The organism is Pseudomonas sp. FGI182, from assembly GCF_000511325.1.
GTDB classification, from domain to species: domain Bacteria; phylum Pseudomonadota; class Gammaproteobacteria; order Pseudomonadales; family Pseudomonadaceae; genus Aquipseudomonas; species Aquipseudomonas putida_Z.
On record NZ_CP007012.1, the window covers coordinates 3,912,891 to 3,929,095 of the forward strand.

Genomic DNA, 16,205 nt, shown 5'->3' on the forward strand with positions numbered 1-16,205 from the left:
CACCCACTCAGCCACATCACCGACGTGATCCAGATCCGGCAGCCAGCCGCTAAATTTGCCATCATGTTGATTCCACCTGCGGAGATCATGGACATGCCGCTACGCCCCCTGTTTGCCGCCTTGCTGCTGGCCGCCAGCCTCACTGCCCAAGCCGCCACCGAGGTATTGCCGCTACAACACCGCAGCAGCGCCGAACTGCTGCCCGCCGCCCAGGCATTCATCGGCAAGGACGGCACGGTCAGCGCCTTCGAGAACAAGCTGATCGTCAACGCCAGCCCCGAGCGCATCGACGACCTGCGCACCCTGCTGCAACAGCTGGACACCGCCCCCAAGCGCCTGCTGATCAGCGTCGACAACAACGACAGCAACTTCCAGGACAACCGTGGCAACGCACGTGTCATCCACTACGGCACCAGCAACCGTGATGGCGGCATGCAGCAGATTCAGGCCAGCGAAGGCCAGCCGGCGCTGATCCAGGTTGGCCAGAGCATCCCGATCACCAGCACCAGCACCGACGGCTACGGGCGCATCCAGAGCAATACCGAATACCGCAACGTGACCCAGGGTTTCTACGTCACCCCCAGCTTGAGTGGTGATACGGTTCGTCTGCAAATAAGCACCAATAATGACCGCATCAGCCAGGAACGTGCTGATGTAGTGAAAGTGCAAAGCACCGACACGACAATCACCGGCAAGCTCGGAGAATGGATCACCCTGGCCGGCTACAACCAGCAGAGCCAAGCCGACCGTAGCGCGTCAAGCCACAGTTACAGCACCCAACGGGGTGAAAACATGACTTTGCGTGTCAAAGTCGACCTTCTCGACTGATCCCAGGCAATTCAAGGCCTCGACCAAAGGCCTTGAAACTGACTGCCAAGTCGCATTAGACCAAAGATGTAGTAAGTGAAAAAAACCACTACAAAACATTTGACAGGGTCTTTTTCCCAAGGGCATGATGGCCTCGCTCCCGCTAATCAGGGGCCCTGGCAAGGGCCTTCGAGGCGCACTCCTCCCACCCCTGGAGGCGTCTCGTGTCTATACGGCCCACAAGGCGGTTCGACGGGATTGCGACTGCAACGAAGAAGTTGTCCCGAGGGACGGAAGCGCATCACCGCAGTACTGGCAATCGCGTAGCACCGCAGCAAGGCAACCACGAGCCAACCTGCCGGAGCACCCTTTCGCCTGGCCTGCACACCCTTCCCCTTCGAGCCTTCGCGTTCGCCGCCGCACTCCTGCGAACAGGACAGCCGCCAGCTCCTGATCTGCTCCGAGCATCAGCACAATTACCCCAAGATCGATGCGACGAGGTTTATTTCCATGGCACTGACACGCGAACAGCAAATTGCAGCCCTCGAGAAAGACTGGGCCGAGAACCCGCGCTGGAAAGGCGTGACCCGTACCTACACCGCCGCTGATGTCGTTCGCCTGCGTGGCTCCCTGCAGCCGGAGCACACCCTGGCCCGCCTGGGTGCAGAAAAACTGTGGAAGCTGGTCACCGAAGGTGCCCACCCGTCCTTCCGCCCAGAAAAAGATTTCGTCAACTGCATGGGCGCCCTGACCGGTGGCCAGGCAGTGCAGCAGGTCAAGGCCGGCATCCAGGCCATATACCTGTCCGGCTGGCAGGTTGCCGCCGACAACAACTCCGCCGAGTCCATGTACCCTGACCAGTCGCTGTACCCGGTCGACTCGGTACCGACCGTGGTCAAGCGCATCAACAACGCCTTCCGCCGCGCCGACCAGATCCAGTGGAAAGCTGGCAAGAACCCAGGCGACGATGGCTACATCGACTACTTCGCACCGATCGTGGCCGACGCCGAAGCCGGTTTCGGTGGCGTACTGAACGCCTACGAGCTGATGAAGAACATGATCGAAGCAGGCGCCGCCGGCGTGCACTTCGAAGACCAGCTGGCCTCGGTGAAAAAATGCGGCCACATGGGTGGCAAGGTGCTGGTACCGACCCAGGAAGCCGTGCAAAAGCTGGTGGCCGCGCGCCTGGCAGCTGACGTATCGGGCGTGCCGACCATCATCTTGGCCCGTACCGACGCCAACGCCGCCGACCTGCTGACCAGCGACTGCGACCCGTACGACCAGCCGTTCGTGATTGGCGAGCGCACCCGTGAAGGCTTCTACAAGGTACGCGCCGGCCTCGACCAGGCCATCGCCCGCGGCCTGGCCTACGCGCCGTACGCCGACCTGATCTGGTGCGAAACCGCCAAGCCGGACCTGGACGAAGCCCGCCGCTTCGCCGAAGCGATCAAGAAGGAGTACCCGGACCAGATCCTGTCGTACAACTGCTCGCCTTCCTTCAACTGGAAGAAGAACCTGGACGACGCGACCATCGCCAAGTTCCAGCGCGAGCTGTCGGCAATGGGCTACAAGCACCAGTTCATCACCCTGGCCGGCATCCACAACATGTGGCACGGCATGTTCAACCTGGCGCACGACTACGCCCGCAACGACATGACCGCCTACGTGAAGCTGCAGGAGCAGGAATTCGCTGACGCCAACAAAGGCTACACCTTCGTGGCGCACCAGCAGGAAGTGGGCACTGGCTACTTCGACGACATGACCACCGTGATCCAGGGTGGCGCATCGTCGGTGACGGCACTGACCGGTTCGACCGAGGAAGAGCAGTTCCACTGATAGTGGGTTGCTGTTGAAGAAAGGCCCGAGGCTTGTTGAAGCCCCGGGCCTTTCTTTTTGGTCTGTACCCAGGAACACACGGACCCTGTAGGAGCGGCCTTGTGTCGCGAAAGGGCTGCAAAGCAGCCCCAGCATTTTTTGCCTCGATGCTTAAATCCCGGGGCCGCTCTGCGGCCCTTTCGCGACACAAGGCCGCTCCTACAAAGCAATCGCGAAGCCCTGCACTACCTCAGTGCTTCATGCCCAGTTCCGCATCATCCATCAGGCCGGTGATGGTCAGTTCGCGCACGTAACCCATCAATTCCGAAGACTGCTCGCGGGCGTCGCGACAGGGAATGCCTGGCTCGATGCGGAACAGTGGGTGAGTGCCGTTTTCGCCTTGGTAGAAGGTGGTCATTGTTTTATCCCTGAAAATTCTCGACTGCCTGGGCTGACCTCTTCGCGGGCACGCCCGCTCCCACAAGTACCGTGCAAGTCTTGATGACTGCGGTGATCCTGTGGGAGCGGGCATGCCCGCGAAAGGGCCGGTACAGGAGGAAGCAAAACCCACGATCAGGTCTATGCTTGAGGCAGCACAGCCGCAAGGACCGCCCATGCTTCGTCCAAGCCACCTGATGATTCTCGCCCTGGTCGCCGCCGCCCTCTATATATATGCACTGGCCAGCGACAACACCCTGCTCGCCCTGCTGGCGAAACCGTTCCCGGTACTGGCCCTGATCGCCTGGCTGCGCAGTGCTCCCGCCACACCTTACCGCCGCTGGATCACCCTCGGCCTGGCATTCTCGGTACTCGGCGACATCCTGCTGGCCACCCCCGCCGACCTGTTCGTGTTCGGCCTGGCCGCCTTCCTCTGCGCCCACCTGGCCTACCTGCGCGCATATTGCAGCCAGACCCTGCGCCCAGCCCTGCCCGCACTGCTGCTGAGCGCCATCACCGGTATCACTCTGCTCGGCGTACTGGCCAGCCACGGCCTCGGCCCGCTACTGATCCCGGTCGTGCTCTATGCCTTGGCCATCAGCGCCATGCTCTGGCGCGCCCTGGCCTGCGGCGGGCTCGCCGCGCTCGGCGCCTGCCTGTTCGTGCTCTCCGACAGCCTGATCGGTATCGACCGCTTCGTCAGCCCGTTCGCCTCCGCGCCGTACCTGATCATCCTCACCTACTGGCTCGGCCAGTGGGCGATCGCTTCATCAGCCAGTCATCGCTCAATCGATAAAGTATTGACCCAGAGCGGGGCAAGCGGTGTCGAAAGCTGCTAGAACAGGCGTTTTTCGCATTTGCAAGTAGGGGGAATCGCCAGATGAACTTTACAAGACGCAGAACAGGGGAAATATCAGGCATCAGGTCAAATGATATCAATTATCATTTCGAAACTTGCAATTCGTTACCCGTCGCAAGAAACATAATTAACAAAACCGCACGCAATGCCCGAATCTCAAGGCTTTCAGCCAGTTACAAGCGGCTTTTGTACTTAATCCTACGAATAAATTTGCGACAGAAATTTTACTTGCACGGGGTTTACCCATAAAATCAGCGCGATTGATTCAGCTGCGACATTTGGTCACTGCATGTGCGACACCAAGTCGCCGCTCTACACTTATTTCAGACTGCAGAGCTGGGTCTCTGTATAAGGATCTCTAGCATGTCCGATTCGGCAGGACTCATCGCCCACAACTGGGGCTTTGCCATCTTCCTCCTGGGTGTCGTCGGCCTGTGCGCCTTCATGCTCGGCCTGTCCAGCCTGCTCGGTAGCAAGGCCTGGGGCCGCGCCAAGAACGAACCCTTCGAATCCGGCATGCTGCCCGTCGGCAGCGCCCGCCTGCGCCTGTCCGCCAAATTCTATCTGGTCGCGATGCTGTTCGTGATCTTCGATATCGAAGCCCTCTTTCTCTTTGCATGGTCTGTGTCCGTCCGCGAAAGCGGCTGGACCGGATTCGTCGAAGCACTCGTTTTCATAGCAATTCTGTTGGCTGGTCTTGTCTACCTATGGCGCGTCGGGGCACTTGATTGGGCTCCCGAAGGTCGCCGCAAGCGGCAAGCGAAGCTGAAACAATGAGGCTTTGGCATGCAATACAATCTCACCAGAATCGATCCGGATGCGCCCAACGAGCAGTACCCGGTCGGTGAACGGGAAACCGTCACCGATCAACTGCTGGAGGACCAGGTCCACAAGAACATCTTCATGGGCAAGCTTGAAGATGTGCTGCGTGGCGCGGTCAACTGGGGCCGCAAGAACTCCCTCTGGCCGTACAACTTCGGCCTGTCCTGCTGCTACGTGGAAATGACCACGGCCTTCACGGCACCCCACGACATCGCCCGCTTCGGCGCCGAAGTCATCCGGGCATCGCCGCGTCAGGCCGACTTCATGGTCATCGCCGGTACCTGCTTCGTGAAGATGGCGCCGATCATCCAGCGCCTGTACGAGCAGATGCTCGAGCCGAAATGGGTCATCTCCATGGGTTCGTGCGCCAACTCCGGCGGCATGTACGACATCTACTCGGTCGTTCAGGGGGTCGACAAGTTCCTCCCCGTGGACGTCTATGTGCCTGGCTGCCCGCCACGCCCTGAGGCTTTCCTGCAAGGCTTGATGCTGCTGCAGGAGTCGATCGGCCAAGAACGACGCCCGCTTTCCTGGGTTGTTGGTGATCAAGGTATTTACCGTGCCGAGATGCCAGCCCAGAAAGACCTGCGTCGTGAGCAGCGCATTGCAGTAACCAACCTGCGCAGCCCCGACGAAGTCTGATCCAGCGACCTGCCGCCCGCTCCCCTGGAGCCGGCGGCCTGGCTTCATTCTTAACGTTGACCCAAAGCGACCGAGACCATGACAGCGGACAACGCTATTTTCATTCCGCCCTACAAGGCTGACGACCAGGATGTGGTCGTCGAACTGCACAACCGTTTTGGCGCCGAAGCATTCGTCGCCCAGGAAACCCGCACCGGCATGCCCGTGCTGTGGGTCAAGCGCGAGCAGCTCAAGGAAGTGCTCAGCTTCCTGCGCGGCGTGGCCAAACCGTACAGCATGCTGTACGACCTGCACGGCGTCGACGAGCGCCTGCGCACCCAGCGCCGCGGCCTGCCAGCTGCCGACTTCAGCGTGTTCTACCACCTGCTGTCGATCGAGCGTAACAGCGATGTGATGATCAAGGTGTCGCTCAGCGAAGGCGACCTGAACCTGCCGACCGTGACCGGTATCTGGCCGAACGCCAACTGGTACGAGCGCGAAGTCTGGGACATGTTCGGCATCGACTTTGCCGGCCACCCGCACCTCAGCCGCATCATGATGCCGCCCACCTGGGAAGGCCACCCGCTGCGCAAGGACTACCCGGCCCGCGCCACCGAGTTCGATCCCTACAGCCTGACCCTGGCCAAGCAGCAGCTTGAAGAGGAATCGGCACGCTTCAACCCGGAAGCCTGGGGCATGAAGCGCCAGGGCGCCAACGAGGACTACATGTTCCTCAACCTCGGCCCCAACCACCCTTCCGCGCACGGTGCCTTCCGTATCGTCCTGCAGCTGGACGGTGAAGAGATCGTCGACTGCGTACCGGACATCGGCTACCACCACCGTGGCGCCGAGAAAATGGCCGAGCGCCAGTCCTGGCACAGCTTCATCCCCTACACCGACCGCATCGACTACCTCGGCGGGGTAATGAACAACCTGCCGTACGTGCTCGCGGTCGAGAAGCTGGCCGGCATCAAGGTGCCACAGAAGGTCGACACCATCCGCGTGATGCTGGCCGAGTTCTTCCGTATCACCAGCCACCTGCTGTTCCTGGGTACCTACATCCAGGACGTCGGCGCCATGACCCCGGTGTTCTTCACCTTCACCGACCGCCAGCGCGCCTACACCGTGATCGAAGCGATCACCGGCTTCCGCCTGCACCCGGCCTGGTACCGCATCGGTGGCGTCGCCCACGACCTGCCGCGCGGCTGGGACAAGCTGGTCAAGGACTTCGTCGAATGGCTGCCCAAGCGCCTCGACGAGTACGAAAAGGCTGCCCTGCAGAACAGCATCCTCAAGGGCCGTACCATCGGCGTTGCCGCGTACAACACCAAGGAAGCCCTGGCCTGGGGTACCACCGGTGCCGGCCTGCGTGCCACCGGTTGCGACTTCGACCTGCGTAAAGCCCGCCCCTACTCCGGCTACGAGAACTTCGAGTTCGAAGTACCGCTGGCCCACAACGGCGATGCCTACGATCGCTGCATGGTCCGTGTCGAGGAGATGCGCCAGAGTATCCGCATCATCGACCAGTGCCTGCGCAACATGCCGGAAGGCCCGTACAAGGCGGATCACCCGCTGACCACGCCGCCGCCGAAAGAGCGCACCCTGCAGCACATCGAAACCCTGATCACGCACTTCCTGCAAGTCTCGTGGGGCCCGGTCATGCCGGCCAACGAGTCGTTCCAGATGATCGAGGCGACCAAGGGCATCAACAGTTACTACCTGACGAGCGATGGCGGCACCATGAGCTACCGCACCCGGATCCGTACCCCGAGCTACCCGCACCTGCAGCAGATCCCTTCGGTGATCAAAGGCAGCATGGTCGCCGACCTCATTGCGTACCTGGGCAGTATCGACTTCGTTATGGCTGACGTGGACCGCTAAGCATGAACAGCACGCTTATCCAGACAGACCGTTTCGCCCTGAGCGAAACCGAGCGCTCGGCCATCGAGCACGAAATGCATCACTACGAGGACCCGCGCGCGGCGTCCATCGAAGCCCTGAAGATCGTCCAGAAGGAACGTGGCTGGGTGCCGGACGGCGCCATCCACGCCATCGGCGAAGTACTGGGCATCCCGGCCAGCGACGTCGAAGGTGTCGCCACCTTCTACAGCCAGATCTTCCGTCAGCCGGTCGGCCGCCACATCATCCGCGTGTGCGACAGCATGGTCTGCTACATCGGCGGCCATGAATCCGTGGTCAGCCAGATTCAAAGCGAACTGGGCATCGGCCTGGGCCAGACCACCGCCGACGGGCGCTTCACCCTGCTGCCGGTATGCTGCCTGGGCAACTGCGACAAGGCCCCGGCGCTGATGATCGACGACGACACCTTCGGTGACGTGCAGCCGGCTGGCGTTTCCAAACTGCTGGAGGGTTACGTATGACCATTACTTCCTTCGGCCCGGCCAACCGCATCGCGCGCACGGCCGAAACCCACCCGCTGACCTGGCGCCTGCGTGACGACGGCGAGCCGGTATGGCTTGCCGAGTACGAATCGAAGAACGGCTACGCTGCCGCCCGCAAGGCGCTGGCGCAGATGTCGGCCGACGACATCGTGCAAAGCGTCAAGGACTCCGGCCTCAAGGGCCGCGGTGGTGCAGGCTTCCCCACTGGCGTGAAGTGGGGCCTGATGCCCAAAGACGAATCCATGAACATCCGCTACCTGCTGTGCAACGCGGACGAAATGGAGCCGAACACCTGGAAGGACCGCATGCTGATGGAGCAACAGCCCCATCTGCTGGTCGAGGGCATGCTGATCAGCGCCCGCGCCCTGAAGGCCTACCGTGGTTACATCTTCCTGCGTGGCGAATACACCACCGCAGCGAAAAACCTCAACCGCGCCATCGAGGAAGCCAAGGCCGCCGGCCTGCTGGGCAAGAACATCCTCGGCAGCGGTTTCGATTTCGAGCTGTTCGTGCACACCGGTGCCGGCCGCTACATCTGTGGTGAAGAAACCGCACTGATCAACTCGCTGGAAGGCCGCCGCGCCAACCCGCGCTCCAAGCCGCCCTTCCCTGCCGCCGTTGGCGTGTGGGGCAAGCCGACTTGCGTGAACAACGTCGAAACACTGTGCAACGTCCCGGCCATCGTCGCCAACGGCAACGACTGGTACAAGTCGCTGGCCCGCGAAGGCAGCGAAGACCACGGCACCAAGCTGATGGGCTTCTCCGGCAAGGTGAAGAACCCGGGCCTGTGGGAACTGCCGTTCGGCGTCACCGCCCGCGAACTGTTCGAAGACTATGCCGGCGGCATGCGCGACGGCTTCAAGCTCAAGTGCTGGCAGCCAGGCGGCGCCGGTACCGGCTTCCTGCTGCCCGAGCACCTCGACGCGCAGATGTACGCCGGCGGCATCGCCAAGGTCGGCACCCGTATGGGGACCGGTCTGGCCATGGCGGTGGACGACAGCATCAACATGGTTTCGCTGCTGCGCAACATGGAAGAGTTCTTCGCCCGCGAGTCGTGCGGCTGGTGCACACCATGCCGTGACGGCCTGCCGTGGAGCGTGAAGATGCTGCGCGCACTGGAAAAAGGCCAGGGCCGCGCCGAAGACATCGAGACGCTGCTGGGCCTGGTCAACTTCCTCGGCCCTGGCCGCACCTTCTGTGCTCACGCACCAGGTGCCGTCGAGCCGCTGGGCAGTGCCATCAAATACTTCCGCTCGGAATTCGAGGCAGGTGTCGCTCCAGCTGGTGCTGGCGATGCGCTGCGTCCGAACCTGGCGAAGCCGATCGTGGTCGGCGCATAACAAGATGATTAGGCGGGTGGTCCGTGCCACTCGCCAGCTTGCCGGCAGGCCCGAGAAATCGTGGCGTGTCGCAAGCTCACCGATTTCCATTAGCCACGCCCGCTCACGCGGGCCAACGAAGAACTTTGAACAATGGCCACTATCCACGTAGACGGCAAAGCGCTCGAAGTCAACGGTGCAGACAACCTGTTACAGGCCTGTCTGTCGCTCGGCCTCGACATCCCTTATTTCTGCTGGCACCCGGCGCTTGGTAGCGTTGGCGCCTGCCGGCAGTGCGCGGTCAAGCAGTACACCGACGAGAACGACACCCGCGGTCGTATCGTCATGTCCTGCATGACCCCTGCCTCCGACGGCACCTGGATCTCCATCGACGATGAAGAGTCCAAGGCGTTCCGCGCCAGCGTCGTCGAATGGCTGATGACCAACCACCCGCACGACTGCCCGGTGTGCGAGGAAGGCGGTCACTGCCACCTGCAGGACATGACGGTAATGACCGGCCACAACGAGCGCCGCTACCGTTTCACCAAGCGTACCCACCAGAACCAGGACCTCGGCCCGTTCATCGCCCATGAGATGAACCGCTGCATCGCCTGCTACCGCTGCGTGCGCTACTACAAGGACTATGCCGGTGGTACCGACCTGGGCGTTTACGGCGCCCACGACAACGTGTACTTCGGCCGCGTCGAAGACGGCGTGCTGGAAAGCGAATTCTCCGGCAACCTGACCGAGGTCTGCCCGACCGGCGTGTTCACCGACAAGACCCACTCCGAGCGCTACAACCGCAAGTGGGACATGCAGTTTGCCCCGAGCATCTGCCACGGCTGCTCCAGCGGCTGCAACATCAGCCCGGGCGAGCGCTACGGCGAACTGCGTCGGGTGGAAAACCGCTTCAACGGTTCGGTCAACCAGTACTTCCTGTGCGACCGCGGCCGCTTCGGCTATGGCTACGTCAACCGCAAGGATCGCCCACGCCAGCCACACCTGGCCGACGGCACCAAGCTGGGCCTGGACGCCGCCCTGGACAAGGCCGCCGACCTGCTGCGCGGCCGTACCATCGTCGGTATCGGCTCGCCACGCGCCAGCCTGGAAAGCAACTACGGCCTGCGTGAGCTGGTCGGTGCCGAGTACTTCTACTCGGGTATGGAAGCCGGCGAACTGGCCCGCGTACGCCTGGCCCTGAACGTGCTGAACAACAGCCCGCTGCCGGTGCCGACCCTGCGCGACATCGAAGACCACGACGCCGTGTTCGTGCTCGGTGAAGACCTGACCCAGACCGCTGCCCGCGTCGCCCTGGCCGTGCGTCAGGCCACCAAGGGCAAGGCCGAGGCCATGGCCGAAGCGATGAAGGTGCAGCCGTGGCTCGACGCCGCCGTGAAGAACATCGGCCAGCACGCGCTGTACCCGCTGTTCATCGCTTCGCTGGCTGAAACCAAGCTGGACGACGTTGCCGAAGAATGCGTGCACGCCGCCCCGGCCGACCTGGCCCGCATCGGTTTCGCCGTGGCCCACGCCATCGACCCGAGCGCCCCTGCCGTAGAAGGCCTGGACGCCGAAGCGAAAGCCCTGGCCCAGCGCGTCGCCGACGCCCTGGTCGCAGCCAAGCGCCCACTGGTCGTAGCCGGTACCTCGCTGGCCGACCCGGCGCTGATCGAAGCCGCCGCCAACATCGCCAAGGCGCTGAAGCTGCGCGAGAAGAACGGCTCGCTGAGCCTGGTGGTGCCTGAGGCCAACAGCCTCGGCCTGGCCATGCTCGGTGGCGAGTCGGTCGATGCCGCGCTGGACGCGGTCATCAGCGGCAAGGCCGACGCCATCGTCGTGCTGGAAAACGACCTGTACGCCCGCGTACCGGCCGCCAAGGTTGATGCAGCCCTGGCCGCGGCCAAGGTAGTGATCGTTGCCGACCACTCGAAAACCCCGACTGTCGACCGCGCCCACCTGGTGCTGCCGGCCGCCTCGTTCGCCGAAGGCGACGGTACTCTGGTCAGCCAGGAAGGCCGCGCCCAGCGCTTCTTCCAGGTCTTCGACCCGCAATACCTGGACAGCAGCATCCAGATCCACGAAGGCTGGCGCTGGATGCACGCCCTGCGTGCCACCCTGCTGAACAAGCCGGTCGACTGGACCCAGCTGGACCACGTCACCAGCGCCTGCGCCGAAGCCGCCCCGCAACTGGCCGGCATCGTCAACGCCGCGCCAAGCGCCGCGTTCCGCATCAAGGGCATGAAACTGGCCCGTGAGCCGCTGCGCTACTCCGGCCGTACCGCCATGCGCGCCAACATCAGCGTGCACGAGCCGCGTACCCCGCAAGACAAGGACACCGCGTTCGCCTTCTCGATGGAAGGCTATTCGGGTTCGGCCGAACCGCGCCAGCAGGTGCCGTTCGCCTGGTCGCCGGGCTGGAACTCGCCGCAAGCCTGGAACAAGTTCCAGGACGAGGTCGGTGGCCACCTGCGTGCCGGTGACCCGGGCGTACGCCTGATCGAATCGCAAGGCGACCGCCTGCACTGGTTCAACGCCATTCCGGGCGCCTTCAACCCGGCCCGTGGCACCTGGACTGCCGTGCCGTTCTTCCACCTGTTCGGCAGCGAAGAAAGCTCCTCGCGCGCCGCCCCGGTGCAAGAGCGCATCCCGGCAGCCTACGTGGCCCTGGCCAAGTCCGAAGCCGACCGCCTGGGCGTCAACGACGGTGCCCTGCTGAGCCTGAACGTTGCCGGTGTGGCCCTGCGCCTGCCGCTGCGTATCAATGAAGAGCTGGGCGCTGGCCTGGTCGCGTTGCCGAAAGGCCTGGCCGGCATTCCGCCTGCCATCTTCGGTGCATCCGTCGAAGGTCTGCAGGAGGCAGCACAATGAGCTGGTTCACCCCCGAAGTGATCGATGTGATCCTGACCGTGCTGCGGGCCATCGTGGTCCTGCTGGCGGTGGTGGTCTGCGGCGCGCTGCTCAGCTTCGTCGAGCGCCGCCTGCTGGGCTGGTGGCAGGACCGTTACGGTCCGAACCGCGTCGGCCCGTTCGGCATGTTCCAGATCGCTGCCGACATGCTGAAGATGTTCTTCAAGGAAGACTGGAACCCGCCCTTCGTCGACCGCGTGATCTTCACCCTGGCACCGGTAGTGGCCATGAGCGCCCTGCTGATCGCCTTCGTGGTCATCCCGATCACCCCGACCTGGGGCGTCGCCGACCTCAACATCGGCCTGCTGTTCTTCTTCGCCATGGCCGGCCTGTCGGTCTACGCGGTGCTGTTCGCCGGCTGGTCGTCGAACAACAAGTACGCCCTGCTGGGCAGCTTGCGTGCCTCGGCACAGACCGTGTCGTACGAAGTGTTCCTGGGCCTGGCGTTGATGGGCGTGGTGGTGCAGGTGGGTTCGTTCAACATGCGCGACATCGTTGAATACCAGGCCCAGAACCTGTGGTTCATCATTCCGCAGTTCTTCGGCTTCTGCACCTTCTTCATTGCTGGCGTCGCCGTGACTCACCGTCACCCGTTCGACCAGCCAGAAGCGGAACAGGAACTGGCCGACGGCTACCACATCGAGTATGCCGGCATGAAATGGGGCATGTTCTTCGTCGGTGAGTACATCGGCATCATCCTCATCTCGGCGCTGCTGGTAACCCTGTTCTTCGGCGGCTGGCACGGCCCGTTCGGCATCCTGCCGCAACTGTCGTTCCTGTGGTTCGCGCTGAAGACCGCGTTCTTCATCATGCTGTTCATCCTGCTGCGCGCCTCGATCCCGCGCCCACGCTATGACCAGGTGATGGACTTCAGCTGGAAGTTCTGCCTGCCGCTGACCCTGATCAATTTGCTGGTGACCGCTGCGATCGTGCTCTACAACACGCCAGCCGTCGCGGCCCAGTGAGGATTTGACCCATGTTCAAGTATATCGGCGACATCGTTAAGGGCACCGGCACCCAGCTGCGCAGCCTGGCAATGGTGTTCTCCCACGGGTTCCGCAAGCGCGACACCCTGCAATACCCCGAAGAGCCCGTGTACCTGCCGCCGCGCTACCGCGGCCGCATCGTCCTCACCCGCGACCCCGATGGCGAGGAGCGCTGCGTAGCGTGCAACCTCTGCGCGGTGGCCTGCCCGGTCGGCTGCATCTCGCTGCAGAAGGCCGAGACCGAGGACGGCCGCTGGTACCCGGAGTTCTTCCGCATCAACTTCTCGCGCTGCATCTTCTGCGGCCTGTGTGAAGAAGCGTGCCCGACCACCGCGATCCAGCTGACTCCGGATTTCGAAATGGCCGAGTTCAAGCGTCAGGACCTGGTGTACGAGAAAGAAGATCTGCTGATCTCCGGCCCCGGCAAGAACCCTGACTACAACTTCTACCGTGTTGCCGGCATGGCAATCGCTGGCAAGCCGAAGGGCTCTGCACAGAACGAAGCCGAGCCGATCAACGTGAAGAGCTTGCTCCCATAAGGACAGAAAGATGGAATTCGCTTTCTACTTCGCATCCGGGATCGCCGTGGTCTCCACCCTTCGGGTGGTGACCGGCACCAACCCCGTGCACGCCTTGCTTTACCTGATCATTTCGCTGATTTCCGTGGCCATGATCTTCTTCGCCCTGGGTGCGCCGTTCGCCGGCGCCCTGGAAGTGATCGCCTACGCCGGCGCCATCATGGTGCTGTTCGTGTTCGTGGTGATGATGCTCAACCTCGGGCCGGCTTCGGTCGCCCAGGAACGGGGCTGGCTCAAGCCCGGTATCTGGGCCGGGCCGGTGATCCTCGCCGCCCTGCTGCTGCTGGAGCTGCTGTACGTGCTGTTCGTCACCCCGAGCGGCGCCGGCATCAGCGGTACCACCGTGGGCCCGAAAGAAGTCGGCATCAGCCTGTTCGGCCCCTACCTGCTGGTGGTCGAACTGGCTTCGATGCTGCTGCTGGCCGCGGCCGTCACCGCCTTCCACCTGGGCCGCAACGAGGCGAAGGAGTAAATCATGGGTGCTATCCCTCTCGAGCATGGTCTGGCGGTCGCCGGCATCCTGTTCTGCTTAGGTCTGGTTGGCCTGATGGTCCGCCGCAACATCCTCTTCGTGCTCATGAGCCTGGAAGTCATGATGAACGCCTCTGCCCTGGCGTTCGTCGTCGCCGGTGCCCGTTGGGTCCAGCCCGACGGCCAGGTGATGTTCATTCTGGTGATCAGCCTGGCAGCCGCCGAGGCCAGTATTGGCCTGGCCATCCTGCTGCAGCTGTATCGCCGCTTCCACACTCTCGACATCGATGCTGCCAGTGAGATGCGCGGATGAACCTTCTCTTCCTGACTTTCGTCTTCCCCCTCGTCGGCTTCCTGCTGCTGTCGTTCTCGCGCGGGCGGTTCTCGGAGAACCTGTCCGCCCTGATCGGCGTCGGCTCGGTAGGCCTTTCGGCCGCCACCGCCGCCTACGTCATCTGGCAATTCAACGTCGCCCCGCCTGAGGGCGGCGCGTACAGCCAGCTGCTGTGGCAGTGGATGTCGGTGGACGGCTTCGCGCCGAACTTCACCCTGTACCTGGACGGCCTGTCGGTCACCATGCTCGGCGTGGTCACCGGTGTCGGCTTCCTGATCCACCTGTTCGCCTCCTGGTACATGCGTGGCGAAGCCGGCTACTCGCGCTTCTTCGCGTACACCAACCTGTTCATCGCCAGCATGCTGTTCCTGGTGCTGGGCGACAACCTGCTGTTCATCTACTTCGGCTGGGAAGGCGTGGGCCTGTGCTCGTACCTGTTGATCGGTTTCTACTACAGCAACCGCAACAACGGTAACGCGGCACTCAAGGCATTCATCGTCACCCGTATCGGCGACGTGTTCATGGCCATCGGCCTGTTCATCCTGTTCGTCCAGCTGGGTACCCTGAACGTGCAGGAGCTGCTGGTGCTGGCCCCGCAGAAGTTCCAGGCTGGCGACACCTGGATGGTGCTGGCAACCCTGATGCTGCTGGGTGGTGCGGTCGGTAAATCGGCCCAGCTGCCACTGCAGACCTGGCTGGCCGACGCGATGGCCGGCCCTACTCCGGTCTCCGCGCTGATCCACGCGGCAACCATGGTGACCGCGGGCGTGTACCTGATCGCCCGTACCAACGGCCTGTTCCTGCTGGCGCCGGACATCCTGCACCTGGTAGGCGTGGTCGGTGGCGTGACCTTGGTACTGGCCGGCTTCGCCGCGCTGGTGCAGACCGACATCAAGCGTATCCTCGCCTACTCGACCATGAGCCAGATCGGCTACATGTTCCTGGCCCTGGGCGTTGGTGCCTGGGACGCGGCGATCTTCCACCTGATGACCCACGCCTTCTTCAAGGCCCTGCTGTTCCTTGCCTCCGGTGCGGTGATCGTTGCCTGCCACCACGAGCAGGACATCTTCAAGATGGGCGGCCTGTGGAAGAAACTGCCGCTGGCCTACGCCAGCTTCGTGGTCGGTGGCGCTGCCCTGGCTGCCCTGCCGATCGTGACCGTGGGCTTCTACTCCAAGGACGAAATCCTCTGGGAAGCCTTCGCCAGCGGCAACACCGGCCTGCTGTACGCCGGCCTGGTCGGTGCGTTCATGACTTCGCTGTACACCTTCCGCCTGATCTTCATCGCCTTCCACGGCGAAGCCAAGACCGAAGCCCACGCTGGCCACGGCATCAGCCACTGGCTGCCGCTGGGCGTGCTGATCGTGCTGTCGACCTTCGTCGGCGCCTGGATCACCCCGCCGCTGGCAGGCGTGCTGCCTGAAAGCGCCGGCCACGCCGGTGGCGAAGCCAAGCATGCGCTGGAGCTCACTTCGGGCGCCATCGCCATCGCCGGTATCCTGCTGTCGGCCCTGCTGTTCCTAGGCAAGCGCCGCTTCGTCAGCGCCGTCGCCAACAGCGGTATCGGTCGTGTCCTGTCGGCCTGGTGGTTCGCCGCCTGGGGCTTCGACTGGATCTACGACAAGCTGTTCGTCAAACCTTACCTGCTGATCAGCCACATCCTGCGCAAGGACCCGGTTGACCGCAGCATCGGCCTGATCCCTCGCCTGGCTCGCGGCGGCCACGTCGCCATGAGCAAGACCGAGACCGGCCAGCTGCGCTGGTACACCGCTTCGATCGCCGTTGGCGCAGTGCTGGTACTCGGCGCTGTGGTAGTGGCCGCGGTATGACCATGAACCTTGCGAAC

The 16,205-nt window shown here is 63.0% G+C and carries 15 protein-coding genes; 14 read left to right on the forward strand and 1 reads right to left on the reverse strand.

Features of this window, described 5'->3' with window-relative positions; all coding sequences use genetic code 11:
- Nucleotides 1-63: 63 nt before the first annotated feature.
- Together C163_RS17260 and aceA are read left to right on the forward strand one after the other, a co-directional pair.
- Entirely contained in the window at nucleotides 64-828 is a 765-nt protein-coding gene (locus C163_RS17260; RefSeq protein WP_177325766.1) for a secretin N-terminal domain-containing protein, read from the forward strand.
- A 489-nt stretch (nucleotides 829-1,317) separates the two neighbouring features.
- Complete coding sequence (gene aceA, locus C163_RS17265) at nucleotides 1,318-2,643, forward strand: isocitrate lyase (RefSeq protein WP_013973380.1); 1,326 nt, start codon at nucleotides 1,318-1,320, stop codon at nucleotides 2,641-2,643.
- A gap of 229 nt (nucleotides 2,644-2,872) precedes the next feature.
- Here the strand turns inward: aceA and C163_RS26650 are convergent, their stop codons facing one another.
- Nucleotides 2,873-3,040, reverse strand: coding sequence for a DUF3077 domain-containing protein (locus tag C163_RS26650; protein WP_081742296.1), 168 nt, complete (start codon nucleotides 3,038-3,040; stop codon nucleotides 2,873-2,875).
- Between the two features lie 196 nt (nucleotides 3,041-3,236).
- On the opposite strand from C163_RS26650, the gene C163_RS17270 reads away from it, so the two are divergent.
- The 12 genes from C163_RS17270 (at nucleotide 3,237) to nuoL (ending at nucleotide 16,188) form a co-directional block, all read left to right on the forward strand.
- A complete protein-coding gene (locus tag C163_RS17270; RefSeq protein ID WP_025339922.1) occupies nucleotides 3,237-3,899 on the forward strand; it encodes a lysoplasmalogenase in 663 nt (220 codons plus the stop codon).
- A gap of 383 nt (nucleotides 3,900-4,282) precedes the next feature.
- Nucleotides 4,283-4,696 (forward strand): NADH-quinone oxidoreductase subunit A, encoded by a 414-nt coding sequence (locus tag C163_RS17275; protein ID WP_003251427.1) that lies wholly within the window; start codon nucleotides 4,283-4,285, stop codon nucleotides 4,694-4,696.
- Between the two features lie 9 nt (nucleotides 4,697-4,705).
- Nucleotides 4,706-5,383: an NADH-quinone oxidoreductase subunit B family protein gene (locus tag C163_RS17280; RefSeq protein WP_003251429.1), complete on the forward strand. Its 678-nt coding sequence runs from the start codon at nucleotides 4,706-4,708 to the stop codon at nucleotides 5,381-5,383.
- 78 nt (nucleotides 5,384-5,461) lie between these two features.
- Nucleotides 5,462-7,243, forward strand: a complete 1,782-nt coding sequence (gene nuoC, locus C163_RS17285) for an NADH-quinone oxidoreductase subunit C/D (protein ID WP_013973384.1) — start codon at nucleotides 5,462-5,464, stop codon at nucleotides 7,241-7,243.
- A 2-nt stretch (nucleotides 7,244-7,245) separates the two neighbouring features.
- Entirely contained in the window at nucleotides 7,246-7,743 is a 498-nt protein-coding gene (nuoE, locus tag C163_RS17290; RefSeq protein ID WP_003251433.1) for an NADH-quinone oxidoreductase subunit NuoE, read from the forward strand.
- Complete coding sequence (nuoF, locus tag C163_RS17295) at nucleotides 7,740-9,104, forward strand: NADH-quinone oxidoreductase subunit NuoF (RefSeq protein ID WP_025339923.1); 1,365 nt, start codon at nucleotides 7,740-7,742, stop codon at nucleotides 9,102-9,104. The genes nuoE and nuoF overlap by 4 nt, the downstream gene beginning before the upstream one ends.
- 132 nt (nucleotides 9,105-9,236) lie before the next feature.
- On the forward strand, nucleotides 9,237-11,951 hold the full coding sequence (gene nuoG / locus C163_RS17300) for an NADH-quinone oxidoreductase subunit NuoG (RefSeq protein WP_025339924.1): 2,715 nt from the start codon (nucleotides 9,237-9,239) through the stop codon (nucleotides 11,949-11,951).
- Entirely contained in the window at nucleotides 11,948-12,955 is a 1,008-nt protein-coding gene (nuoH, locus tag C163_RS17305; RefSeq protein WP_003251440.1) for an NADH-quinone oxidoreductase subunit NuoH, read from the forward strand. Before nuoG ends, nuoH begins: the two co-directional genes overlap by 4 nt.
- Nucleotides 12,956-12,966: 11 nt before the next feature.
- Complete coding sequence (gene nuoI / locus C163_RS17310; RefSeq protein WP_003251442.1) at nucleotides 12,967-13,515, forward strand: NADH-quinone oxidoreductase subunit NuoI; 549 nt, start codon at nucleotides 12,967-12,969, stop codon at nucleotides 13,513-13,515.
- A 10-nt stretch (nucleotides 13,516-13,525) separates the two neighbouring features.
- Nucleotides 13,526-14,026, forward strand: coding sequence for an NADH-quinone oxidoreductase subunit J (nuoJ, locus tag C163_RS17315; RefSeq protein ID WP_003261007.1), 501 nt, complete (start codon nucleotides 13,526-13,528; stop codon nucleotides 14,024-14,026).
- Nucleotides 14,027-14,029: 3 nt separating this feature from the next.
- A complete protein-coding gene (gene nuoK / locus C163_RS17320) occupies nucleotides 14,030-14,338 on the forward strand; it encodes an NADH-quinone oxidoreductase subunit NuoK (RefSeq protein ID WP_003251446.1) in 309 nt (102 codons plus the stop codon).
- Nucleotides 14,335-16,188 carry an NADH-quinone oxidoreductase subunit L gene (gene nuoL, locus C163_RS17325; RefSeq protein WP_025339925.1) on the forward strand — a complete coding sequence of 618 codons (1,854 nt, stop codon included), beginning with the start codon at nucleotides 14,335-14,337 and terminating at the stop codon, nucleotides 16,186-16,188. Before nuoK ends, nuoL begins: the two co-directional genes overlap by 4 nt.
- Nucleotides 16,189-16,205 lie beyond the last annotated feature (17 nt).